19 protein-coding genes are annotated in these 24,900 nt (G+C 62.7%); 9 read left to right on the forward strand and 10 right to left on the reverse strand.

The annotated features are described in order from the left end of the window. Positions 1-67: 67 nt before the first annotated feature. From cstA to entC, 6 genes are all read right to left on the reverse strand, one after another. On the reverse strand, positions 68-2,173 hold the full coding sequence (gene cstA, locus LGL98_RS18230) for a pyruvate/proton symporter CstA (protein ID WP_136033205.1): 2,106 nt from the start codon (positions 2,171-2,173) through the stop codon (positions 68-70). A gap of 403 nt (positions 2,174-2,576) precedes the next feature. Beyond that, positions 2,577-2,990, reverse strand: a complete 414-nt coding sequence (entH, locus tag LGL98_RS18235; RefSeq protein WP_136033207.1) for a proofreading thioesterase EntH — start codon at positions 2,988-2,990, stop codon at positions 2,577-2,579. Continuing rightward, positions 2,991-3,737 (reverse strand): 2,3-dihydro-2,3-dihydroxybenzoate dehydrogenase EntA, encoded by a 747-nt coding sequence (gene entA / locus LGL98_RS18240; RefSeq protein ID WP_168435377.1) that lies wholly within the window; start codon positions 3,735-3,737, stop codon positions 2,991-2,993. It lies immediately after the preceding gene. 8 nt (positions 3,738-3,745) lie between these two features. Then, the gene (entB, locus tag LGL98_RS18245) at positions 3,746-4,597 is read right to left on the reverse strand and encodes an enterobactin biosynthesis bifunctional isochorismatase/aryl carrier protein EntB (RefSeq protein ID WP_136033210.1); all 852 of its coding nucleotides are present in this window, start codon (positions 4,595-4,597) and stop codon (positions 3,746-3,748) included. 13 nt (positions 4,598-4,610) lie between these two features. Continuing rightward, positions 4,611-6,218 carry a (2,3-dihydroxybenzoyl)adenylate synthase EntE gene (entE, locus tag LGL98_RS18250; protein WP_136033212.1) on the reverse strand — a complete coding sequence of 536 codons (1,608 nt, stop codon included), beginning with the start codon at positions 6,216-6,218 and terminating at the stop codon, positions 4,611-4,613. Between the two features lie 9 nt (positions 6,219-6,227). Further along, on the reverse strand, positions 6,228-7,403 hold the full coding sequence (gene entC, locus LGL98_RS18255) for an isochorismate synthase EntC (RefSeq protein ID WP_136033215.1): 1,176 nt from the start codon (positions 7,401-7,403) through the stop codon (positions 6,228-6,230). 188 nt (positions 7,404-7,591) lie between these two features. On the opposite strand from entC, the gene fepB reads away from it, so the two are divergent. Beyond that, positions 7,592-8,551 (forward strand): Fe2+-enterobactin ABC transporter substrate-binding protein, encoded by a 960-nt coding sequence (gene fepB, locus LGL98_RS18260; RefSeq protein ID WP_136033217.1) that lies wholly within the window; start codon positions 7,592-7,594, stop codon positions 8,549-8,551. A 393-nt stretch (positions 8,552-8,944) separates the two neighbouring features. Here fepB and entS read toward each other — a convergent pair whose 3' ends face one another. Next, positions 8,945-10,186, reverse strand: coding sequence for an enterobactin transporter EntS (entS, locus tag LGL98_RS18265; RefSeq protein WP_136033219.1), 1,242 nt, complete (start codon positions 10,184-10,186; stop codon positions 8,945-8,947). A 112-nt stretch (positions 10,187-10,298) separates the two neighbouring features. Here entS and fepD point away from each other — a divergent pair, with 112 nt between their 5' ends. Genes fepD through fepC form a run of 3 tightly spaced genes read left to right on the forward strand, consistent with a single transcriptional unit; the run spans position 10,299 to position 13,086 of the window. Beyond that, the gene (gene fepD, locus LGL98_RS18270) at positions 10,299-11,306 is read left to right on the forward strand and encodes a Fe(3+)-siderophore ABC transporter permease (RefSeq protein ID WP_136033221.1); all 1,008 of its coding nucleotides are present in this window, start codon (positions 10,299-10,301) and stop codon (positions 11,304-11,306) included. After that, positions 11,303-12,295, forward strand: coding sequence for an iron-enterobactin ABC transporter permease (gene fepG / locus LGL98_RS18275; protein ID WP_168435359.1), 993 nt, complete (start codon positions 11,303-11,305; stop codon positions 12,293-12,295). Before fepD ends, fepG begins: the two co-directional genes overlap by 4 nt. Beyond that, on the forward strand, positions 12,292-13,086 hold the full coding sequence (gene fepC, locus LGL98_RS18280) for an iron-enterobactin ABC transporter ATP-binding protein (RefSeq protein ID WP_002893737.1): 795 nt from the start codon (positions 12,292-12,294) through the stop codon (positions 13,084-13,086). Before fepG ends, fepC begins: the two co-directional genes overlap by 4 nt. Before the next feature lie 64 nt (positions 13,087-13,150). Here the strand turns inward: fepC and entF are convergent, their stop codons facing one another. From entF to fes, 3 genes are read right to left on the reverse strand one after another with little or no spacing between them, the layout of a single operon-like run. Then, complete coding sequence (entF, locus tag LGL98_RS18285; RefSeq protein ID WP_136033223.1) at positions 13,151-17,032, reverse strand: enterobactin non-ribosomal peptide synthetase EntF; 3,882 nt, start codon at positions 17,030-17,032, stop codon at positions 13,151-13,153. Positions 17,033-17,042: 10 nt separating this feature from the next. Then, entirely contained in the window at positions 17,043-17,246 is a 204-nt protein-coding gene (locus LGL98_RS18290; RefSeq protein WP_004176919.1) for an MbtH family protein, read from the reverse strand. A 27-nt stretch (positions 17,247-17,273) separates the two neighbouring features. Further along, positions 17,274-18,482 (reverse strand): enterochelin esterase, encoded by a 1,209-nt coding sequence (gene fes, locus LGL98_RS18295; protein WP_136033225.1) that lies wholly within the window; start codon positions 18,480-18,482, stop codon positions 17,274-17,276. Between the two features lie 259 nt (positions 18,483-18,741). Here fes and fepA point away from each other — a divergent pair, with 259 nt between their 5' ends. The 5 genes from fepA (at position 18,742) to LGL98_RS18320 (ending at position 24,900) form a co-directional block, all read left to right on the forward strand. Further along, positions 18,742-20,970: a siderophore enterobactin receptor FepA gene (gene fepA, locus LGL98_RS18300; RefSeq protein WP_136033228.1), complete on the forward strand. Its 2,229-nt coding sequence runs from the start codon at positions 18,742-18,744 to the stop codon at positions 20,968-20,970. 66 nt (positions 20,971-21,036) lie between these two features. Then, positions 21,037-21,696, forward strand: coding sequence for an enterobactin synthase subunit EntD (entD, locus tag LGL98_RS18305; RefSeq protein WP_136033229.1), 660 nt, complete (start codon positions 21,037-21,039; stop codon positions 21,694-21,696). 117 nt (positions 21,697-21,813) lie between these two features. After that, the gene (locus LGL98_RS18310) at positions 21,814-22,755 is read left to right on the forward strand and encodes a D-ribose ABC transporter substrate-binding protein (protein ID WP_004178959.1); all 942 of its coding nucleotides are present in this window, start codon (positions 21,814-21,816) and stop codon (positions 22,753-22,755) included. A gap of 10 nt (positions 22,756-22,765) precedes the next feature. Beyond that, a complete protein-coding gene (locus LGL98_RS18315) occupies positions 22,766-23,374 on the forward strand; it encodes a DUF2291 family protein (protein WP_004893534.1) in 609 nt (202 codons plus the stop codon). After that, positions 23,374-24,900 carry a sugar ABC transporter ATP-binding protein gene (locus LGL98_RS18320; protein WP_208431239.1) on the forward strand — a complete coding sequence of 509 codons (1,527 nt, stop codon included), beginning with the start codon at positions 23,374-23,376 and terminating at the stop codon, positions 24,898-24,900. Before LGL98_RS18315 ends, LGL98_RS18320 begins: the two co-directional genes overlap by 1 nt.

Here is a 24,900-nt window from a genome sequence, read left to right on the forward strand (position 1 = left end):
TCCCAAAGGGAGAGGGAGGATCGGAAATGTAGGCCGGGTAAGGCGAAGCCGCCACCCGGCACACCAGTTAATGCGCCCCTTTCGCCTGGGTCTCAATCGCGTCCAGGTTTTCAGGCATTGGCTCATACGGCGTCTCTTTCGCCGTCGGTTTGTCCTCTTTCAGCGCCGCCAGCGCGGTTTTAATCGAGAACAGCGCCAGCACCACCACCACGATCATAAAGAAGATGGTCAGCCCGGCATCGAGACGGTTGTTAAACACCAGCTGCGCCAGCTGTGATTCGGTATATTGCGGCGGAATGGTGCCGCTGTCGATCATCGCCTGGAATTTATTAGCGATCGCCAGGAAACCGACTTTGGTGTCCGGGCTAAACGACTTCTGCCAGCCGGCGGTCAGGGTACAGATTAACAGCCAGCTGGTCGGCAGCAGCGCCACCCACGCGTAGCGCTGGCGCTTCATCTTGAACAGGACCACCGCGCAGAGCATCAGCGCCATCCCCGCCAGCATCTGGTTGGCGATACCGAACAGCGGCCACAGGGTGTTAATCCCGCCCAGCGGATCCACTACCCCCTGATGCAGGAAGTAGCCCCACGCCAGGACGCACAGCGCGGTCGCCAGCAGGTTGGCCGGCAGCGAGCTGGTTTTTTTCAACCCGGGGCTAATCACCCCCAGCAGATCCTGCAGCATAAAGCGCGCCGCGCGGGTGCCGGCATCAACCGCCGTCAGGATAAACAGCGCCTCAAACAGAATGGCGAAGTGGTACCAGAACGAGACATCCATCAGCCCGCCCAGCGAGCCGTGCAGGATGTAGGCCATCCCCACCGCCAAGGTTGGCGCGCCGCCAGCGCGGGAGATAATCGACTGTTCACCCACCTCGCTGGCGATCTGATGCAGCGTATCAGGCGTAATAGTAAAGCCCCAGCCGCTCACCACCTGCGCCGCCGAGGCCACCACGTCAGTCGTCCCCGCCGGTGCCAGCACCGCCATCGGGCTGTTCATCGCGAAGTAGACGCCCGGGTCGATAATACAGGCCGCCACCAGCGCCATAATGGCGACGAAGGATTCCATCAACATGCCGCCGTAGCCGATAAAGCAGGCCTGCCCTTCGTTGGCCAACATTTTCGGCGTGGTGCCGGAGGAGATCAGCGCATGGAAGCCGGAGACCGCGCCGCAGGCGATGGTGATAAACAGGAACGGGAACAGGTTGCCGGTCCACACCGGGCCGGTGCCGTCGACGAACTTGGTTAGCGCCGGCATGGTCAGGGTCGGGCGCATAATCAGGATGCCAATCGCCAGCCCAACGATGGTGCCGATTTTCAGGAAGGTGGAGAGGTAGTCGCGCGGGGCCAGCAGCAGCCAGACCGGCAGTACCGCAGCCACAAAGCCGTAGCCCACCAGGATCCACGTCAGCTGTACGCCGGTATAGTCAAACCACGGCGCCCAGGTCGGGCTTTCCGCCACCCAGCCGCCGGAGATGATGGCGAACACCAGCATCACCAGGCCGATCACCGACACCTCGCCGATGCGTCCAGGACGCAGATAGCGGATGTAGATGCCCATAAAGATCGCCAGCGGAATGGTAAAGGCGACGGTATAGGTGCCCCACGGGCTGTGGGTCAGCGCCTTCACCACAATCATCGCCAGGACCGCGAGGATGATGACCATGATCATAAAGCAGGCCACCAGCGCCAGGACGCCTGCGGTCGGCCCCATCTCCTCTTTAACCAGTTCGCCAAGCGAGCGGCCATCGCGACGGGTCGAAACAAACAGCACCATAAAGTCCTGTACCGCCCCCGCCAGCACCACGCCGGCGAGGATCCAGATCATCCCCGGCAGGTAGCCCATTTGCGCGGCAAGCACCGGCCCCACCAGCGGCCCCGCGCCGGCGATGGCGGCAAAATGGTGACCGAACAGCACTTTTTTGTCGGTTGGAACATAGTCGAGGCCATCGTTATGCCGCACCGCCGGCGTCATCCGCGTCGGGTCAACGCCTAGCACGGTTTTGGCGATATACAGGCCGTAGAAACGATGCGCGATCAGATAAACGCAGACCGCGGCGACGACAATCCACAGCGCATTTATCTGCTCACCCCGGTTTAAAGCAATGTAGCCTAGGGCAAAGGCGCCGATGACGGAGAGCAGTGTCCAGATGAGATATTTCCCTGAATTATTCATTGTTGTGGTCCACCGGTAGGGTAATCAGGATGTTACATTTTGTTTCTAGATCACAACGCAGAATTTAACAACACTGAAACACCGCAGATGCCGTACACCCACAGAGATTTGTCTCACATTGCTAGCGAGATCACTTAAGGCAGGAAAATGAATGAAAGGATTACCGTGAACGGTGCCGTTTTTTTGTCGGGTGGCGGCTAACGCCTTACCCGACCTACGGTCCGTGCGGCCTGCCTTTAATTTATTCACCATGCTGGCTGAAACTGCCGGTGTTGGAGATTACAAAATCCCCGGTGGCGCTGCCGCTTACCGGGGCTACAGCGCTTTGCGATTTGGTAGCCCGGAGAAGGCGCCGATACGTAGCCCGGCTAAGCGTAGCGCAAGCCGGGGAAACAGCGGCTTCTTAGCCCAGCACCGCGGTGCCCAGACGACAGGTGCAGCAGCGCCGCCCCTTCTCGTCATACACCACTATCTCCCAGCTCTGGCTCTGGCGGCCAAGATGCAGCGGTCGGCATTCGCCGCGCACTTTCCCGCTGGAGACCGGACGATGGTGAGTAGCATTAAGCTCGGTGCCCACCACGCACTGCCCTTCTTCGGTCATCAGCCAACCGGCCATCGAGCCCAGCGTCTCCGCCAGCGCCGCGGAGGCGCCGCCGTGCAGCAGGCCAAACGGCTGATGGGTGCGGGCATCCACCGGCATCTCCGCCTCCAGCAGCCCCGCGTCGAGCCGGGTGTAGACGATCCCCAGATGCGCCACCAGGGTGTTTTCGCTGCTGGCGTTCAGCGCCGCCAGCGTGAGCTCTCGTTTCCAGGCCATTTACGCCCCCAGCGTCGAGCCGCCATCGACCACAATATCCTGCAGGGTGATATGGCTGGCATGCGAAGAGGCGAGGAACAGAATGGTATTCGCGATCTCCTGCGGGCGGGCGATTTTGCCCAGCGGGATGCCGAGCTTAAACTGCTCGCCGAAGCCGCGGATCCGCTGCTGCTCTGCATCGTCACTGACCCACAGCGTGCGCTGCATATCGGTATCGGTGGAGCCCGGCGACACCAGATTACAGCGCACCCCGCAACCCGCCAGCTCAAGGCCGACGGTCAGCGCCAGGCTTTTCAGCGCCGCCTTCGAGGCGCCATAGGCGCTCATGCCGATGCGCGGCGTGTGCGCGGCATCGGAGGCGACGGTGACGATCGCCCCGCCGCGCTGACGGCGGAACTGGGCCATCGTCTGCTGAAACAGGTTGAACGCTCCGCCGACGTTGACCGCGAAGGTCTGCTGCCAGTCTTCCGCGCTCAGCTGGTCGGTAGCGCCCATGCGCAGGATCCCGGCGGCGTTCACCAGCACATCTAAACGCTCGGTGTTCGCCAACAGCCGGCTACATGCCTCGCGTACCTGGTCGGCATCGGCGACGTCCAGCGTTTCGGTGGCAAACGGGTAGCTTTCGCCGCTAAAGGCAAGGTCGAAACCGGTGACGTTAGCCCCGGCCTCGACGAAAGCCAGCGCGGTGGCATAGCCAATGCCTTTACCTGCGCCGGTCACCCACACGGTCTGGCCGTGAAAATCCAGCGCCGCCATTATTGCACCTCGCGGGAGAGCAGTGCCCACCAGGCGTCGATGGTCGGGTTTTTCGCCAGCATCACGAAGTCGATATCGCCGTGTACTTTGCGCCAGCGGGCGGCCAGGGCCATCATACGTACCGAATCCAGACCGTAGTCGATCAGGTTTTCATCATCCAGCGGTTCGTCGGATTCGTCGAGCAGCGGCAGGATCAGCGTGCGCAGCGCCGCTTTGGAGGCCGGCAGCGGCAGCAGCTCTTCGGTCATCACCACCCGTCCGGAGCGGCTGGCGACGTATTTCAGCGCCATCAAATGCTCTTCGCGGCTGAAGTCTGCCAGCGCGTCGGCGACAAAGAACGGCTTGATATCGCGCATGAAAGCGTCGGTGGCGGTGGTCATGCAGCCGATATGGGCGTAAACGCCGGTGATGATCAGCTGGTCGCGGCCGCTCTCTTTCAGCATCTCTTCCAGCGGCGAGCGATGAAACGCGCTGTAACGCCATTTCACCAGCACGGTATCCTGTTCATCCGGCGCCAGCGCGGCAATCACCTGCTGCTGCTCAGGCGAGCGGGTCAATCCCGGCCCCCACATATCATTCAGCAGGGCGCGGTCTTCATCGCTCTGCTCTTTCGGCTGGGCAGTGTAGTACACCGGAATGCCGTTTTGTTTGCAGAAGTCGCGCAGGGCGGCGATATTGGCCACCACTTTCTCCATCATCGCGCTGTTTTCGCCCCAGAAGTTGAGGAAATACTCCTGCATATCGTGGATCAGCAGCGCGGCACGCGACGGCTCAAAGGCCCAGTTGACTTTGTTCGCCGGGATATCGCTGGCTTCCGGCAGCGCATATGCCTGTAATTTAGGGATTGCCATTCTTTGTTCTCCTTCAGCCCAGCTTGCCTTCGGCCAGCCACTGACGTAATTGTTTTTTATCGACTTTGCCCACCGGCGTCAGCGGCAGCGCGGCAACGCACTCCACGCGATCCGGCAGTTTAAATTCAGCCACCCCCTGCTCGCGCAGGAAGCGGCGCACGGCGACGGCGCGCAGCGGCGAGGTCACCACCAGATAAGCGCAGCTCTTCTCGCCCAGCAGGTTGTCTTCGATGCTGACCAGCGCGGCGTGGATCACCGCCTCATGACGCAGCAGCAGGTTTTCGATCTCTTCCGCGGCGATCTTCTCGCCGCCGCGGTTGATCTGATCTTTTTCCCGCCCCTGGACGGTGATATACCCGTCTTCGTCGATCGAAATCAGATCGCCGGAGCAGTAAAACCCCTCGGCGTCAAAGGCTTCCGCATTATGCTGCGGGCTGTTGTAGTAGCCGCGAAAGGTGTACGGCCCGCGGGTCATCAGGCGGCCCACTTCGCCGCGCGGCAGCGGGTTGCCGTCGGCATCCGCTACCCACACTTCATCGTCCGGGCACATCGGGCAGCCCTGGGTATTAATAATCCGCTCCGGGCTATCGTTGAGGCGGGTGTAATTCACCAGCCCTTCCGCCATGCCGAACACCTGCTGCAGCTGGCAGCCGATTTCCGCCGGAATGCGCGCGGCGAGGGTCGCCGACAGGCGCGCGCCGCCGACTTGCAATAGCTGCAGCGATTGCAGCTGGGCGTTGCTGCCCCATTCGTGAATGGCCTGCAGCCACAGGCTTACCGCTGGCGGCACCAACGAGGCAACGTTGATCTGGTGTTTTTCAATCAGCGGGAAACAGAGCGTGGCGCTCGGGTCGGCGGCGAGGATCACCCGCCCGCCAGCGAGGAACACACCCAGCGACCCCGGGGAACTCATCGCATAGTTATGCGCCGCCGGCAGCGCGTTGAGGTAGCGCGTTTCAGCGTTAATCCCGCAGATCTCATTGCTGCGGCGGATACTGTAGTCGTAATCGTTATGGGTGCGTGGGATTAGCTTCGGCGTCCCGGTGCTGCCGCCGGAGAGCTGGAAAAAGGCCACTTCGTCGGCAGGGGTTGGATTGGCGACAAAGTTATCCGCCGGGCGGTTAATCTCCGTCGCCAGATCGCGCTCGCCGCCGTCGTTACGCAGCAGTGCGACGCGCAGGGAAGGATGTTCCGCGATAAACGCGTGGAGAAAGCTATCGTCAGCAAACAGAGCGTGCTCGCGATCGGCAATCAGCAGCGCCGGTTTAATCTGCGCGGCGTAGGCGTTAAGTTCGCTGCGCTGGTGGCTGAACAAAGCGTTCACTGGCGCGACGCCGATGCGCAGCAGCGCAAAGAAGGTCATGTAAAACTCGGCGACATTGCCCAGCTGCACCAGCGCGGTCTCCCCGCGCTTCAGCCCCTGGCGCTGCAGCGAGCAGGCGAGGTTGTCCACCAGCTGGTTAAACTGGCGGTAGCTAATCTGCCGCTCGCCATCGATAATCGCCACGGCGTCGTTTTCCGCGTGACGGATGATCAGATTGGTTAACGGCAGATCCTGCCAGTAGCCTTTTTGACGATAGCGGGCCGCAAACTCTTCCGGCCAACGGGTAAATGCAATCATCCTTGCCTCTTAGTTCAAGCCAAATACGTTAAGCATGGTGGTCAGTTTGACGCCGGTTTCGCGCCATTCGCCCAGCGGCGAGGAGGCCGGAACAATGCCCGCGCCGGCAAACAGGCGCAGCGTACGCTGCTGCAGACGCGCGCAGCGGATGGTTACCACCCACTCGCCGTTGCCTTCATCGTCACACCAGCCGACGATGCCGCCGAACAGCTGACGATCGAACGGTTCGAGCTCGGCAATCAGGCGCTTCGCCGCCTGGTGCGGGAAGCCGCTCAGCGCCGGCGTCGGGTGCAGCAGACAGGCCAGCGACATGGCATTTTCTTCCGCCAGCGCGGTGCCTTCGATTGGCGTCGCCAGATGCCAGAGCGTCGGGGTGGTAATCAGTTGCGGCGACTCCGGTAGCGACAGCTGACTGCTGCGCGGGCCCAGCACGCTCTTCATCGCCTGGGTCACCAGCTCGTGCTCGTGGCGATCTTTGCCGGAGGCCAGCAGCCTGTTGCCTGCTTCGCGGTCGAGCACATCGTCCGGCTGGCGACGGGCGGAGCCGGCCAGCGGTAACGAGCTGAAGTGCTGTCCTTCTTTACGCAGCAGCAGCTCCGGGCTGGCGCCCAGCAGCACGCCGCCGTCGGAGAGCGGCACGTGGAAGTTAAAGCTGGCGGGGTTCTGGGCGATCAGTCGCTCCATCAGCGCGCCGCTGTCGACACGATCGCGAGTGGTGATATCGATAAGTCGTGATAGCACCACTTTGTCCACTTCCGGGGTGGCGGTCAGGGCGGCGGCGCGTTCCACCATGGCTAAAAACGCGTCCTGCTCCGGGATCTCCCGGCGCTCCACCACCTCCATCGCCTCCAGCGGCGCGGCATAGCGAGCGGAACGCTGCTTTTCCGGGCGAGAGAACGCTTCCCAGCGCTCGGGGATATAGAGCTCGGAAGGCTGACAGGTGTCGAACGGGATAGCCCCGACCATCACCGGCTTGCGGATCCCCGCCGCCCGGGCTTCGGTAAAGGCGGCCGCCATCTGCTGCTGGAACTCTCCGTTCAGCGCATCGCCGCCAACGGCGGGCTGCGAGAAGCGACGGAAGCAGCCTGAAGTGGTAAAACTGCGGTACGGCGACATAAAGAAGAAGCTGTCCGGCGACAGGGTCCGGGTCGGTTTCTGTACATCCTCAGCCAGTGACGTTTCCATATCATCCTCCAAAAACGATAAAGATATTACGAATAATTATCATTTATATTTTGGTTGGCTAACCTAAAAGGTATTGCCCGCCATGTCAACCGCGTTACGTCATGGCGCCGCCACTTTGGCTTGCATCCTGCTGGCACAAAGTTGAAAATGAGACGCATTTATCACCTTTTAAATCAGGATGCGATGACGTGAACTTCTTTTCTTTCTGCCGCCGCGGTGCGCTAGCCGGCATGCTGTTGCTTTTAGGAATTACCTCAGCCCAGGCGGCGGACTGGCCGCGCCAGGTCACCGACAGCTACGGGACGCACACCCTGTCGAGCCAGCCGCTGCGCATTGTCTCCACCAGCGTGACGCTTACCGGTTCGCTGCTGGCGATTGACGCTCCGGTGGTCGCCAGCGGCGCCACCACGCCAAACAATCGCGTCGCCGATAGCCAGGGCTTTCTGCGCCAGTGGAGCGAGGTCGCCAAAGCCCGCAAGCTGGCGCGGCTGTACATCGGCGAACCAAGCGCCGAAGCGGTGGCCGCCCAGATGCCGGATCTGATCCTGGTGAGCGCCACCGGCGGCGACTCTGCCCTGCCGCTGTACGATCAGCTCAAAACGATCGCCCCGACGCTGGTCATCAACTATGACGATAAAAGCTGGCAAACCCTGCTCACTCAGCTGGGGCAGATCACCGGCCATGAGCAGCAGGCCAGCGCGCGCATTGCCGACTTCAATAAACAGCTCGTTTCGTTAAAAGAAAAAATGAAACTGCCGCCGCAGCCGGTGACCGCTCTGGTTTATACCGCCGCCGCGCACAACGCCAATATCTGGACGCCGGAATCGGCTCAGGGGCAGATGCTCGAACAGCTGGGCTTTAGCCTGGCGACGCTGCCGGGCGGCCTGCCCGCCAGCCATAGCCAGGGTAAACGCCACGATATCGTGCAGCTGGGCGGGGAGAACCTCGCGGCCGGTCTGAACGGCCAGAGCCTGTTCCTGTTCGCTGGCGACCAGAAAGATGCGGATGCCATCTACGCCAACCCGCTGCTGGCGCATCTCCCGGCGGTCGCAGGCAAACGCGTCTACCCGCTGGGCACCGAGACCTTCCGTCTTGACTACTACAGCGCTCTGCTGGTGCTCCAGCGTCTCTCCAGCCTGTTCGGCTAACGCGGGCTGTGCCATCAGGACTGGTACGCGGCCTGAACACCTTGCCGGGCGGCGCGGTGCTTGCCCGGCCTACAATGCTTGCCCCCTCCAGGCCAGACCCCAGGCCAGCCCCCAGGCCTGGTAAGGCGTAGCCGCCACCGGGCATCAGGGCCGGTACGCGGCCTGAACTCTTTTGCCGGGCGGCGCGGCGCTTGCCCGGCCTACAATGCTTGCCCCCTCCAGGCCAGACCCCAGGCCCGGTAAGGCGCAGCCGCCACCGGGCATCAGGACGGGTACGCGGCCTGAACTCTTTTGCCGGGCGGCGCGGTGCTTGCCCGGCCTGCTGAGCTTGCACCGGCCTGCCGTACCGTAGGCCCGGTAAGGCGTAGCCGCCACCGGGCAATCGCACCCTACTTAACTTTCATTGACGATTTCCGGGCGCTGGAAACGGCGCAGCTCGCGTAGCAGCCCCACCAACAGCACGCCGACGAGCGCCAGCGCCCAGCCGCTGGCGCTGGCGGATGCCGCCGGGGTCATCACCGCCCCTAAGCCGCCGAGCAGCGCCGCGCCGATTGCGTCGCCGGTGACGTTTTGCGCGGTCCATAGACCGTTAATCCGCCCGAGCATATGTTCCGGCGTCTGGGTCTGGATCAGGGTGTACTGCAGCAGCGAGCTAATAGCACTCAGCCAGCCAAACAGCGCCAGGCACAGCGCGCCCAACGCCCAGTGCGGCATCAGGCTGAACAGCGCAATGGCGACAAACGATCCCACCGTGGTCGCCAACATCAGCGCGCCCGGCCGCACCGTCTGGGCCAGCTGGCCGCTGGTCAACGCCCCCAGCGCCGCGCCGAGCGGAATAGCGGCGTACAGCAGGCCAATCTGTCCGGCCGACATCTGCCAGCCGTCAGCCAGCGCCGGATAAAGCACCCGCACCGCGCTGGCCATGGTCAGCAGACCGCCGAGCAGCGCGATGCCGCCGATAAGCGGGCTCTGGCAGAGGAAGGTCAGCCCCGCCAGCAGGGAGCGCAGCGGATGCTCGCGCGGCTGCGGAGGCGGCGGCAGCTGCGGCAGACGCAGCAGAGTTAAGGTGGTGATAAACGTTCCCGCCGCCGCCAGGCCGAAGTTCCACGCCACGCCGCCGGTGGCCAGCAGCAGGCCGCCGATCATCGGCGAAATCACCGAGCCAAGGCGCACCGTCAACATGGTGATGGCCCCGGCCTGCATCAGGTTTTCCCGCCCCACCAGGGCTGGCGTCGCCGCCAGCAGCGCGGTCACCCCCAACGAGGCGAAGAACCCATCCCAGATCCCCAGCAGGTAGATCGCCGCCAGCGACGGCTCCGGCAACAGGGCGTTCAGACACAGGCCGACAAAGCCCACGCCGCAGGTACCGCGCGCCAGCAGGATCAGGCGTTTACGTTCATAGCGGTCAGCCAGCACGCCCCCCACCATCAGACCAACAAACATCGACGCGCCGGTCAGCGTCACCGACAACCCGACCTGCCAGGTCGAATGGGTCATCATCTGGATCTGCACCGGAATGGCCACGCCCAGCAGGCCAAGCGACAGAATAGAGATAAAGCGAGCGATAAAAACGGCGCGAAACGCCGGGTGAGTTTTCAGCAGGCTGAGATTGAGCAGCCAGGATTGTCGGTTCATTACAGCGCCTTGTCGTTATTTTTAATACCCTTTTTACTGTGGGTCATGCTACCATAGCTGAATAAAATCGATAACGATAATTACTATCATTATCATATCAGGGATGTCAGTTATGTCGTTTTCTACGACCGCGGTACGCTCTGTCGCCGTGCCCGGATTGTTGCTGTTACTCGCCTTAGCCGCCGTGCTTAGCCTGACCATCGGCGCCAAATCGTTGCCGATCGGTACGGTATTCACCGCCTTCAGCGGAACCTGTCAAAGCGCCGACTGCACCATCGTGCTGGACGCGCGCCTGCCGCGCACTCTGGCCGGTCTGCTGGCCGGCGTCGCCCTCGGTCTCGCCGGCGCGCTGATGCAAACGCTCACCCGCAACCCGCTGGCCGACCCCGGCCTGCTGGGAGTCAACTCCGGCGCCAGCTTCGCCATCGTCCTCGGCGCGGCGCTGTTCGGGATCACTTCCCCGCAGGAGCAACTGCTGCTGGCGTTTTGCGGCGCGCTCTGCGCCTCGCTGCTGGTGGCCTTCACCGGCAGCCAGGGCGGCGGCCAGCTGAGCCCGGTGCGCCTCACCCTCGCCGGGGTCGCCCTTGCGGCGGTACTCGAGGGGCTGTCAAACGGCATCGCCCTGCTCAACCCGGACGTCTACGATCAGCTGCGCTTCTGGCAGGCCGGTTCGCTGGATATCCGCACCCTGCAAACGCTGAAAATTGTCCTGCTGCCGGTAGTGGTGGCGGGGATCGCCGCTCTGCTGCTGAGCCGGGCGCTTAACAGCCTGAGCCTGGGCAACGATACCGCCACCGCCCTCGGCAGCCGCGTCGCCCGCACCCAGCTGATCGGCCTGATCGTCATCACCGTCCTGTGCGGCAGCGCCACCGCCGTCGTCGGCCCCATCGCGTTTATCGGCCTGATGATGCCGCATATGGCGCGCTGGCTGGTGGGGGCCGATCATCGCTGGTCGCTGCCGGTCACCCTGCTTGCCACCCCGGCCCTGCTGCTGTTTGCCGACGTGATTGGCCGCCTGCTGGTGCCCGGCGAACTGCGGGTATCGGTGGTGAGCGCCTTTCTCGGCGCGCCGGTGCTGATCTGGCTGGTGCGCCGCCAGCCGCGGGGAGGTGGCCTGTGATTGCCCCGTCCCGCCGCCTGATCGCCAGTTGCCTGCTGTTGATGGCCGCCAGTCTGCTAATTTCTCTGCTCGGGCTGGCGCAAGGCCCGGTGCCCCTGACGATTGACCAGGTATTCTCGGCGCTGTTCGGCGATGCGCCGCGCAACGTCGCGATGGTGGTCAACGAATGGCGGCTGCCGCGGGTGTTAATGGCGCTGCTCATCGGCGCCGCGCTCGGCGTCAGCGGCGCTATTTTCCAGTCGCTGACCCGCAACCCGCTCGGCAGCCCGGACGTGATGGGCTTTAACACCGGCGCCTGGAGCGGCGTGCTGGTGGCGATGGTCCTCTTCGGCCAGAACCTGACGGCGATCGCCCTGGCGGCGATGACCGGCGGGGTGCTGACCTCGCTGGTGGTCTGGCTGCTGGCCTGGCGCAACGGGATCGAGACCTTCCGCCTGATCATTATCGGCATCGGCGTGCGCGCCATGCTGGTGGCATTCAACACCTGGCTGCTGCTGCGCGCCTCGCTGGAGACCGCCCTTTCTGCGGGCCTGTGGAACGCCGGATCGCTTAACGGCCTGACGTGGAGTAAAACCTGGCCGTCGGCGCCGCTGATCCTGCTGATGCTGGTGGGCAGCGCCCTGCTGGTTCGCCGGATGCGGCTGCTGGAGATGGGCGACGATACCGCCTGCGCGCTGGGGGTGCAGGTCGAGCGCTCGCGCCTGCTGCTGATGCTGGTGGCGGTGGTGCTCACCGCCGCCTCGACGGCGCTGGCCGGGCCGATCTCATTTATCGCGCTGGTGGCGCCGCATATCGCCCGCCGCCTGAGCGGCACGGCCCGCTGGGGACTGACCCAGTCGGCCCTGTGCGGCGCGCTGCTGCTGGCGCTGGCCGATTACGGCGCCCAGCGGCTGTTTATGCCCTGGCAGCTGCCGGTTGGCGTGTTAACCGTCAGCCTCGGCGGTATTTACCTTATTGCATTACTGATTCAGGAGTCCCGCAAAAAATGAGTGCTGTCCCCTCCCGTTTGCGCGGCGAGCAGTTAACCCTGGCCTACGGGAACAAGACCATCGCCGAGTCGCTGAACGTGACCATCCCTGACGGTCATTTCACCGCCATTATCGGCCCCAACGGCTGCGGCAAGTCGACGCTATTGCGCACCCTTAGTCGCCTGATGACGCCCGCCAGCGGCCACGTCTGGCTCGACGGCGCGCAGATCCAGCAGTACGCCAGTAAAGAGGTTGCCCGCCGCATCGGGCTGCTGGCGCAGAATGCCACCACTCCTGGCGATATCACGGTGCAGGAGCTGGTGGCCCGCGGGCGCTATCCGCACCAGCCGCTGTTTACCCGCTGGCGCAAAGAAGATGAAGAGGCGGTGAACAAGGCAATGCGGGCGACCGGGATCAGCGATCTGGCGCTGCAGAGCGTCGACACGCTTTCCGGCGGCCAGCGGCAGCGGGCGTGGATAGCGATGGTGCTGGCCCAGGAGACGGCGATTATGCTGCTGGATGAGCCGACCACCTGGCTGGACATCAGCCATCAGATCGACCTGCTGGAGCTGTTGAGCGAGCTGAATCGCGAGAAGGGTTATACCCTGGCGGCGGTGCTGCACGATCTTAACCAGGCCTGCCGCTACGCCACCCACCTGATCGCCCTGCGCGACGGCAGGATCGTCGCCGAGGGGGCGCCGAAGGAGATCGTTACGGCGGATCTGATTGAACGGATTTACGGCCTGCGCTGCACGATCATTGAGGATCCGGTGGCGCATACGCCGCTGGTGGTACCGCTGGGCCGCCGGTAATCTTCCCTTTCCCCGGCTTGCGCTACGCTGAGCCGGGCTACCTGCTGTAGCCCGAACTCAACCGTTACCCCAGAATCTCCCTGACCACCGGGCCGATGGCCTCAAAGGCCTGCGGGGAGATAATGTCGACGTGAGCGCAGTTCTGGCTGAACACCTCCAGTTCCCCCACCCACGGGCCCCATACAACCTGCGGATCCATCCCCGCCTGCCGCGTCTTCTCCGCCACGAACAGCGTCGCCTTGCCGTCAAACGTCGCGCTGTGGGCGGTGGTTAACAGCCGCACCGCATCGGCATAGTTGCCTTCGATGGCGCTGAACAGCTCGCCGGAGGCTTGCCCCTGCTGGGCGGCGAGGAACGCTTCGCGCTCGCGGTCGATCTCCGCCAGTACCTCGGGATCCAGCCCGTTGGCCTCTTTCTCTGCCCAGTTTTGCGTCTCCGGCGGCCAGGTATCCAGCAGGCCGAGGAAGGCCACCGCTTCGCCGCGCTGGCGCAAGCGGGCGGCAATCCCCTGGGCTAAGGTGCCGCCCAGCGAATACCCGAACAGGTAATAAGGGCCGTGCGGCTGCTGCGCCAGCAGCGTGCGCAGATGGTGCTCGCACACCTCGTCGAGGCTGGCGGCGCTGGCCATCGGCCCCTGCGGGCGCGGCGACTGAATACCGGTTATTGACCAGCGCGGGCTGAGATAGCGCGCCAGCACGCTAAACTGCCAGGCGAAGCCGGAGGCGGGATGGAAGCAGAACAGCGTCGGGCCGTCGCTCTCGCGCAGCGGCAGAAGCGTATCCAGCCCCAGGCGCTGAGCCTGCTCATCGCTGAGATCGGCCGCCAGCAGCGCGCTCAGTTTGCCCACCGTCGAGGCCACCATCACCTGCCCCGGGGTCACCTGCCGCCCCAGCTGGCGGCTAAGCTGTGCCGCCAGGCGCATCGCCAGCAGCGAATGGCCGCCGAGGGCGAAGAAATCGGCGTCGATATCGTTCACCTCGCAGCCCAGCAGCTGGCTGAAGGCCGCGGCGACAAGGGTTTCCATGCCGGGCTCCGGCGGCCGGCCGCCGCGCTCCCCGCCGAGGGTCGGCAGCGGCAGCGCTTTGCGGTCCAGTTTACCGTTGGCGCTCAGCGGCAGGTCGGCGAGCTGCATCAGCACCACCGGCACCATATGCGGCGGCAGCTGTTCCGCCAGCCGCGCTTTCAGCGCCGCGGTATCCAGCGGCAGGCCGGAGTCAGAGACCAGATAGCCCACCAGCTGCCGGGCATCGCCGCCGGTCGCCGCCGCCTGGTTGAAGACGCAGGCATGACTCACCGCCTGCGCCACGTCCGGCAGGGCCGACATCACCCGGTCAATCTCGCCAAGCTCGATGCGCTGCCCGCGGATCTTCAGCTGATCGTCGCTGCGGCCAAGGTACTCCACCGCGCCGTTCGCCAGCCAGCGCGCCACGTCGCCGGTGCGATACATCCGCTCGCCGGGGGCAAACGGATCGGCGATAAAGCGGCTGGCGGTGAGATCCGGACGCCCCAGATAGCCTTGCGCCAGCTGGATGCCGGTGAGATAAAGATCCCCCGCCACGCCCGGCGGCACCGGGCGCATCGCGGCATCGAGAATGCGCAGCCCGGTGTTCCACACCGGCCAGCCAATCGGCACGCTGCTGCCGGTCACGGCCGCCAGCTCAGGCCCGCAGGCCGGATACCAGCTGACGTCCACCGCCGCTTCCGTCGGGCCGTACAGGTTATGCAGCGGCGCGCCGGTTAAGCGCTCCCACTCGCGGCACAATTCCGTCGGCAGCGCTTCACCGCTGCAGAAGACCCGCCGCAGCGTGCGGCAGGCGGCGACGCTGTCGGCATCCAGCGAGGCAACAAACGCCGCCAGCATCGACGGCACAAAGTGGGTGGTGGTCACTCCGTAGCGGGCGAAGAACTGCTGCATCGCCTGCGGGTCGCGGTGCGCCTCCGGCTCGGCCATCACCAGCTGCGCGCCGGCGATAAACGGCCACCAGAACTCCCACACCGACACGTCAAAACTGCACGGCGTTTTCTGCGCCACCACGTCGTCGGCAGATAACGGATAGCGATCCTGCATCCACAGCAGGCGGTTGACGATGGCCGTCTGGCCGACCATCACTCCTTTCGGCCGCCCGGTGGAGCCGGAGGTAAAGATGATGTAGGCGGTATGGTCCGGTTTTGACAGCGCCAGCGGCGCCTCATCCCCAACGGCCAGCGGCTGCTGGTAGCAGAGGCTCTCCAGCCCCGGGATATCGCTGAAGCGGGCCAGCTGATCCTCCGAGGCGATCAGCAGCGACGGCCGGGCGTCTTCCAGCATCATGCGCAGACGGTCGTCCGGGTAGCCGGTGTCCAGCGGCAGCCAGGCGGCCCCCGCTTCGACAATACCGTGCAGCGCCAGGGTCAGGAACACCGAGCGCGGCAGGGCCACCGCCACGCTATCGCCCGGCTTCACGCCGCGCTGCCGCAGCACCTGCGCGAGCGCCACCACCTGCTGACGCATCTCGCGATAGCTGAACTGCCAGTTAGCGTCCGCCAGCGCCGGCGCATCCGGCGTCTTCCGCGCCTGGTCGGCCACCAGCGCGCTGAGGGTGGTCGCAGGCAGCGGCACAGCGGTATCGTTGACCGCCGCCAGCCGGGCCAGCTCGTCGGCGGAGAGCATCTCTGCTTCGCCGCAGCGCAGCGCTGGATCGGCGGCGAACTGCGCCAGCAGCGCGGTCAGTCTCGCCACATGGCGACGGAGCTCGGCTTCGTCGTACCGGGCCTTGTTGGCGAGGATCTCCAGCGACAGGCCGCCGGTCTCATCCGGGAACAGCGCCAGCTCGAGATCGTTGACCGGGCCGGTGGCGAGGGTGTGGGTCACTGCCTGCACACCATCGATATCCAGCTGGTAATCAAAGACTTTGACGTTCAGCACCGGGCCGAACAGCGGTTCGTCCCCTGCCGCTTTGCCGCTGTCGCGAACAATCTGCTCGGCGTCATAGCGCTGATGGCGGCGCATCTTTTTCAACTGACCGGCGAGGCGCATCGCCAGGTCTGCCAGCGTCTCCTGGGCGTCAATATGCACCGCCAGAGGCAGGACATTGAGCACCGGCCCCGTCGAGGTCAGCGCGGCTGAACCCATCCGGCGCATAAAGATAAAGCCCGCCGCGTAGTCCATCCGGTTGCACAGGCGGCCCAGCCACAGCGTGGTGAGCGCCAGCGCCAGGTCAGCGGGCTGACACTGCGGCGCATGGCTGGCCAGGCGGCGGAAGGCGTCGGCGTTCATCTCCAGCTTCATCCGCCAGATATCGCTCCCGGCGGCGCGCCCGCCCAGCGGTGCGGCAGAGAGTGAGGCAGGCGCCGGTAACGCCTGGCGCTGGGCCTGCCAGAAGGCTTTATCCCGCTGCCAGGCCTCGCTGCCGGCGTAGCGCTGGTACTCGTCCACCACCTCGGCGAAGGGGGTGAAAGGCGACTCAGGAGTGGCTTCCCCCCGCTGCCAGGCGCGATAAATGGCGGCGATCTGCCGGGTTATCGCCGGGAAGCTGAAGCCATCCACCAGCAAGTGGTGATAACGCTGATACCAGTACCAGCAATCGTCGCCGACACGCAGCAGCTGATGGCACACCAGCGGGTTGCCGCCGTCGACGCGCAGATCCTGCGCCAGATCCGCCTGCATGCGCTCCGTGGCGGCACGATGCGGATCCGGCGCCGTACGCAGGTCAATGATCGACGGTTCGCCAAAGGTGCGGTCGGCCGCCAGCCACTGCCAGACTTCCCCCTCCTCTTCCTCAAAGCGCAGACTGAGGGTGTCCGCCTGCTGCAGACCAGCGACAATCGCTTTTCCCAGCAGCGTCGGGTCGAGGGCGCCGCGCAATTCAACATAGTGGGCCACGCTCCAGGCGCCTGGCAGAGTCGAGAGGCGCTCGGCCATCCAGATCCCCGGCTGCGCGGCAACCAGCGGTAAACGAGTGGTCATTGTCAGCTCCTTATGACGCATGATGGGCGGGGGTCAGGGTTGACCAGTTGGCCGCCAGCCAGGCGTTGCAAGCCTCGGCCGACTGCGGGGGGCAGACCACCGTCCAGCCGGCAGGCAGATCGCAATGCGCCGGCCACAGGCTGTACTGCTGTTGATCATTGCGCAGAATGTAAAACTGCCCTTGCGGATTGTCGAAGGGGTTACTGAATTGCATATCAAACTCCTGTCGTAAAGCGCGATGCTAAGGGTGCGACAGCAGAGGCTGCCAGAGCTGGATAAGCCCTGCCGTCAGCCCGCCGCGCCAGCAAAGCGCATCATGCCCGCCGTCAACCTGACGCCAGAAAATTGTCTGCTGTGTTGTGGTGAGTTGCGCCAACAGCGTCTGGTTAGCGCGAAAAATAATCGGTTCGCGTTGGCCCGCTTCCAGCCAGACACGCAGCCCGGCCGCGGACACCTCCCCCTGGCGAAGCTGTTCGCCGATAAAGCCCGTCCCGCGGCCATCGCGATGCGGCCACCAGTAGGAGCCTGACTGGCTGAGCACGCAGCCAAAGCGCTGTGGCCAGTTGAGGGCGGCAAACATCGCCGCCAGGCCGCCGAAGCTTTGCCCGGCCACCACCGTCCGATCCGGGCGGTCGCTGAACGGGGCATGGCCGTGGACCAGCGGCAGGAGCTCCTCCTGCACCGCCAGCCAGAAATCACGATGACAGGGAAGCTCAACCCCGCGGCGCTGGTTGTCGATCGCGTCGATCAGCAGGTAGACCGCCGGCGGCAGTCTCCCCTCGCGGGTCAGCGCGGCCAGCGGCGACCACACCGGCATGCTCTCGGCCCAGAACTGGCCGTCGAGCAGGATCGCCAGGGGCCGCGTTTGCGGGTCGACCGCCTCACCGGGGGTGTAGATCCAGACCCGGCGATGGTTGCCCAGACGCGCGCTACGCCACTCAAGGCAACGGGCGGGAGGATGCGCCTCATTAAGCCGGTCCCAACCGGGCTGCACGGGGGCCTGCGGCATCTCCAGGGCCGAGACCCCATGGCCGCGTCCGCCCTGCCAGCTGTGCGGGTTCAGCGGATCGGCTATCGCCCGCGGCAGCAGTTTGCGCCAGCCTTCGCGCAGCAGCGCGCGGTCGGGCGCGTCAGCGCTAAATACCTCAGGGGAAAAGTCATCGTCACGGACAGAGGGAATAAAACAGTAGCTGCCGCGCCAGGACGGCGACAGCGTAGTGCGCCAGAACCAGGCGTCGGTCCCGGGCAGACGTTGCAGCGATTGCGGCCGCGCATTCTGATGGTGGTCGGTCACGCCGGTGATATAGAGCCATACCCGACGATGGGGAGAGCGGGTTTCATCCCCCACCGGGTCCCGCCACCAGAACGTTACCTCGATGGCATCATCCACTGCGCGGCACTGCGGCCCCCGCAGGGTTTGCCACCACTCCTCGCTTCCTGTCCTTAACATTCTGTCATTAACCCTATGTATCACGTGACTTTTTTAATTAATTGTCACTATTTATTGATAATATTATTGATAACTATTTGCATTTGCAATAGCGTATTAGCGCGCCGTGGGAAGCGCGTCTTTCATCAGAACATGTCAAAGCGGGCTTATTCAGCCAGCGACGGAGTGCCTTTGCCCGCTTTTGGCAACATTTATGCCGCCTCCCCTCCCGGTGGGAAGGGGCGTTTGGGGAACGTGGCGATAAAAAGCAGGAATAACAATGAATAACAGGATCAAATCCCTGGCCTTGCTGGTCAATCTGGGAATTTACGGGGTTGCTTTTCCGTTAAGCGCAGCGGAAACCGCCACCGACGATAAAAACAGCGCTGCTGAAGAGACCATGGTGGTCACCGCCGCCGAGCAGAATCTGCAGGCGCCGGGCGTCTCCACCATCACCGCCGATGAGATCCGCAAACGACCACCGGCGCGCGACGTCTCGGAGATCATTCGCACCATGCCGGGGGTCAACCTGACCGGCAACTCCACCAGTGGCCAGCGCGGCAATAACCGCCAGATTGATATCCGCGGCATGGGCCCGGAAAACACCCTGATCCTGATCGACGGCAAGCCGGTCACCAGCCGCAACTCCGTGCGTCTCGGCTGGCGCGGCGAGCGCGACACCCGCGGCGATACCAGCTGGGTGCCACCGGAGATGATCGAACGCATCGAAGTGATCCGCGGCCCGGCCGCCGCCCGCTACGGCAACGGCGCCGCCGGCGGCGTGGTGAATATCATCACCAAAAAAACCGGCGATGAGTGGCACGGCTCATGGAACACCTATATGAACGCCCCCGAGCACAAGGATGAAGGCTCCACCAAACGCACTAACTTCAGCCTCAGCGGCCCGCTGGGCGGCGATTTCAGCTTCCGCCTGTTCGGTAACCTCGACAAAACGCAGGCCGACGCCTGGGATATCAACCAGGGCCATCAGTCCGAACGTACCGGGATCTATGCCGACACCCTGCCTGCCGGACGTGAAGGGGTGAAAAACAAAAACATCGATGGTTTGGTGCGCTGGGAATTCGCTCCGATGCAGTCGCTGGAGTTTGAAGCTGGCTACAGCCGCCAGGGCAACCTCTACGCTGGCGACACCCAGAACACCAACACCAACGACCTGGTAAAAGAGAACTACGGCAAAGAGACCAACCGGCTGTACCGCAACACCTACTCGGTCACCTGGAACGGCGCCTGGGATAACGGGATGACCACCAGCAACTGGGCGCAGTACGAGCGCACCCGCAACTCGCGCAAAGGCGAAGGCCTGGCCGGGGGCACCGAGGGGATCTTTAACAGTAATCAGTTCTCGGATATCGATCTGTCAGATGTGATGCTGCACAGTGAAGTCAGTATTCCCTTCGACTATCTGGTTAATCAGAACCTGACGCTGGGCAGCGAGTGGAACCAGCAGCGGATGAAGGATAACGCTTCCAACACCCAGGCGCTGTCGGGAGGTGAAATTCCGGGCTACGACAGCACCGGCCGCAGCCCGTACTCACAGGCGGAAATCTTCTCGCTGTTCGCAGAGAACAACATGGAGCTGACCGATACCACCATGCTGACTCCGGCGCTGCGTTTCGATCATCACAGCATCGTCGGCAATAACTGGAGCCCTTCCCTCAACCTGTCGCAGGGTCTGTGGGACGACTTTACGCTGAAGATGGGTATCGCTCGCGCCTATAAAGCGCCGAGCCTGTATCAGACCAACCCGAACTATATTCTCTACAGCAAAGGACAGGGCTGCTACGCCAGTAAATCCGGTTGCTATCTGCAGGGTAACGACGACTTAAAAGCTGAGACCAGCATCAACAAAGAGATTGGACTCGAGTTTAAACGCGACGGCTGGCTGGCAGGCGTCACCTGGTTCCGCAACGACTATCGCAATAAGATTGAAGCGGGCTATGCCCCGGTCTATACCAACGGCAGCGGCACCGACCTTTACCAATGGGAAAACGTGCCGAAAGCGGTGGTGGAAGGCCTGGAAGGGACGTTGAACGTTCCGGTGAGCGAGACCGTGAACTGGACCAACAACATCACCTACATGCTGCAGAGTAAGAACAAAGAGACCGGCGATCGTCTGTCGATTATCCCGGAATACACGCTGAACTCTACACTGAGCTGGCAGGTACGCGATGACGTTTCGCTGCAGTCAACCTTTACCTGGTACGGCAAGCAGGAGCCGAAGAAGTACAACTACAAGGGTCAACCGGTTACCGGCAGCGAGAAGAACGAGGTCAGCCCCTACAGCATCCTCGGCCTGAGCGCGACCTGGGACGTCACCAAATACGTCAGTCTGACCGGCGGCGTGGATAACGTCTTCGACAAGCGCCACTGGCGCGCGGGCAACGCCCAGACCACCGGTGGCGCCACCGGCTATATGTATGGCGCCGGCGCCGAGACCTATAACGAATCGGGCCGTACCTGGTATATGAGCGTCAACACCCACTTCTGATAGCGGGTTCTCACTCCCCCGCCCTTGCAGGACAAAGGGCGGGGGCAACCGCGGTAACCTTACCCTATGCGCCACCATCACACCACTTTGCCGCTGGCCGGCTATACCATCCAACAGATCGACTTCGACCCGGCGACTTTCGAGCCTGAAGATCTGTTCTGGCTGCCCTATCACGCCAGCCTGACCAACTGGGGCCGCAAGCGGCAGGCGGAGCATCTGGCCGGACGCATCGCCGCGGCATACGCCCTGCGCGAGGTGGGGGAGAAACGGCTCCCCGCCATCGGCGATCGGCGCCAGCCGCTGTGGCCCACACCCTGGTTCGGCAGCATCAGCCACTGCGGCCAGCGCGCGCTGGCGGTGGTTGCCGATCGGCCGGTGGGGGTCGATATCGAGCGCCGGTTTACCCCGCAGCTGGCGGCGGAGCTGGAGAGCAGCATTATCAGTCCGGCAGAAAAAACGGCGCTGCTGCGCAGCGGTCTGCCCTTCCCGCTGGCGCTGACGCTGGCGTTTTCCGCGAAAGAGAGTGGGTTTAAGGCCTGGTCCTCTCATGCTTTAGCCCTGCCCGGCTTCCACAGCGCCCGGATTGTGGCGCTCACTGCGCAGCAGGTTCATTTACGCTTTACTGCCCGCTTCTCCGTACAGCTTGCTGATTTCACCTTGCAAATCAATCACCTGATAAAAGACGATTTCGTCATTACCTGTACCTGCCCGCCTCGCGAAGCGTGATCCTTTTCGCTTTTTAAGAAATTACCTGTGCAAACCGTAGACAGTTCTGGCTGGCCGCTTTATGGTTACATTGAATAATAAATCATTATTGAATATATATTCAATGCGGAGATAATAATGAAAACTACCCTGATAAAGTCTGTTCTGTTTGCTTCCATGATGGCCGCATCTGGCTCACTTTTCGCCGCCGATAATGGCCTGATCGCGATCATTACCCCTTCACATGATAATCCATTCTTTAAAGCGGAGGCTGACGGCGCAGCGGCGAAAGCGAAAGAGCTGGGTTACAGCACCCTGGTCGCCTCCCACGACGATGACGTCAACAAACAGAACCAATTGATTGAAACGGCTATTGCGCGCAAAGCCAAAGCCATCATCCTGGATAATGCTGGCGCGGATGCCACCGTCGGCCCGCTGGAAAAAGCAAAAGCGGCAGGTGTGCCGGCATTTTTAATCGACAGGGAGATCAATAAAACCGGCGTCGCCGTGGCGCAGATCGTCTCTAACAACTATCAGGGCGCCCAGCTTGGCGCGGAAAAATTCGCCAGCCTCCTCAACGGTAAAGGCAAGTATGTCGAACTGTTAGGTCGTCAGTCCGACACCAACGCCAGCGTCCGCTCGCAGGGTTATCACGATGTGCTGGACGACTATCCGGAAATGAAAATGGTCGCCCAGCAGACGGCGAACTGGAGCCAGACGGAAGCCTTTACCCGTATGGAAGCTATTCTGCAGACCAATCCGGATATCGTCGGTGTGATTTCCGGCAACGATACCATGGCGCTGGGGGCGGAAGCGGCGCTGAAAGCCGCGGGTAAAAACGACGTGATTGTCGTCGGCTTCGACGGCAGCGACTACACGCGCGACTCGATACTCAAGCAGGGCAACATTAAAGCCACGGTTCTCCAGCCTGGCTGGAAGCAGGCGCAAATGGCCGTGGAACAGGCGGACTTTTTCCTGAAGAACGGGAAAGCCCAGAAAGAAGAGAAGCAGTTGATGGACTGCATCCTCATCGATAGTGGCAATGCGAAAAAACTCAACATGTTCAACCTCAGCGAGTAAGGCGGAAATGATGCGGTTAAAACAATGGGGCGCCGTGCTGATGGGCTGCGCCGCCCTGTTGCTGACGGCCTGCACGGTGGTGGACTTAGATGAGAATGGCAAGCCAGTGCTGCCTGCCGACCCGAACGCGAAACCCAGCTTCGACCATCTCACCCCGCAGCAGATCGCGCAACAAACCTGGCAATCTCGAGTGATTGACGCAGCGAACCAACATGCGCTGGACGCGACTGCGCTGGAAAAAGTGCGTCAGGCCTCTGGCGCGACGCCACAGAGCGTCTTTGTTCGCCTGAGCAGCGAAGTGACCGGGATTGACGTCAGCAACCCACGCGAGCAAAAGCTCACTCTTACGCTACACGGTCAGCCGTTGGTCGTACAGCTGGGTCCTGTCATGCGGGGCAACGCCATTCGCGATGCCAGCGGGTTCAAATTTGAAGACTTTACCAACCAGGTGCAGTTTGCGCAGCTTTCACGCGCCTACAACCGGGAGGCGATAAAATCGTTGCCGACAGTGGACGCGAGCTGGGCAGGCAAACCTGTCGATATTCTCTTTGCGGCCACGGTGGTTAACGGCAGCCTGCAGGATGCGGCCGCTCTTGCGCTAAAACAGGAGGCGCGCTGATGGCCAGTTCACCCACAGAGGAGATCATTTTACGCACCCGTGGTATTTCCATGCTGTTCCCCGGCACGGTGGCGCTGGATAACGTCGACTACAACGTCTGGCGTGGCAAAGTTAACGTGATCATCGGCGAAAATGGCGCGGGTAAATCAACGCTCATGAAAATTCTCGCCGGTGTGCAACAGCCGAGCCTGGGCGAAATGGAGCTCAACGGTAAGCTTGTCCGTTTCTCCAGCACCCGCGAGGCCGCCGCCCACGGCATTGGTATGGTTCACCAGGAGCTGAACCTGTTTGAAAATCTTAGCGTCGCGGAAAATATCTTTCTTGGCCGCGAGCTACAGCGCGGGCTTACGCCGATTAACGAAGCAGAGCAGGAACGACAAGCCGCGGAGCTGTTGCAGCGACTCGACCAGCCGATCTCGCCGCGGGAGCTGGTGGGTAACCTGAAGGTCGGTCAGCAGCAGTTGGTCGAAATAGCCAAAGCGCTGGCGGAAAATGCGGACATTCTGATCCTTGATGAGCCCACCTCCGCCTTAAGCAAAACCGAGGTGGATATCCTGTTTCGGGTCATCCGCGAACTGACGCGTCAGGGGGTGTCCATCATCTACATCTCACACCGTCTGGAGGAGCTGATGGCCATCGGCGACGTCATTACCATACTGCGTGACGGCAAATTCCAGGCGGAGGCCAGGGTGAGTGAAATTGATGTGCCATGGATCGTCCGTGAAATGCTGGGAAGCGATCCGGTAAGCCATTTTCTTCCCCCGGATCGCCGCTTCGGCGCCCCACTGCTGGAAGTGGAGAACCTGACCTGCGTGAATGCCGCGGGCAATACGGTGGTGGATAACGTCAGTTTTAAAGCACATGCCGGTGAAATTATTGGGATCTACGGCCTGATGGGCGCCGGACGAACCGAGCTGTTTGAATGTCTGCTGGGGACAGCGCGCCACTACTTTGGCAAGATCTGGCTGGACAGCAAACCGGTTCCCCAGCGGTTAACCACGGCCGAACGCATCCGCATGGGCATGAGTCTGGTGCCGGAAGATCGTAAGCGGACCGGGATTTTTCCCATCTCGTCAGTCGCCAGCAATCTGACCATTGCCAGCCTGTGGCGTCGTCTTCAGCGCGGGTTAACCATTGCCAATAAAGAGGAAGATGCCGTCGTCGCCAGCACGATTGGCAATCTCTCCATTAAGGTCTCATCACCAGAGGTCGAGATCCAGGCGCTCAGCGGCGGCAATCAGCAAAAGGTGGTGATTGGCCGTTCGCTGTTAACCAATCCGAAGGTGCTGTTTCTTGACGAGCCTACGCGCGGAATCGACATCGGCGCCAAGGGGGATGTGTTTCGCATGATGGTGCAATTGTCGCAGCAGGGAATGGCGGTGGTGTTCTCCACCTCCGATTTAAAAGAAATCATGGCGGTCTCTGACCGTATCCTGGTGATGTCAGGCGGCAAACTGACCGCCGATATCGTTCGTGACCAGGCCGAAGAGTCGGCGCTGGTTTCAGCAAGCGCTCAGGGGTTCTAA

Source organism: Klebsiella africana, assembly GCF_020526085.1.
In the GTDB taxonomy this organism is placed as follows: domain Bacteria; phylum Pseudomonadota; class Gammaproteobacteria; order Enterobacterales; family Enterobacteriaceae; genus Klebsiella; species Klebsiella africana.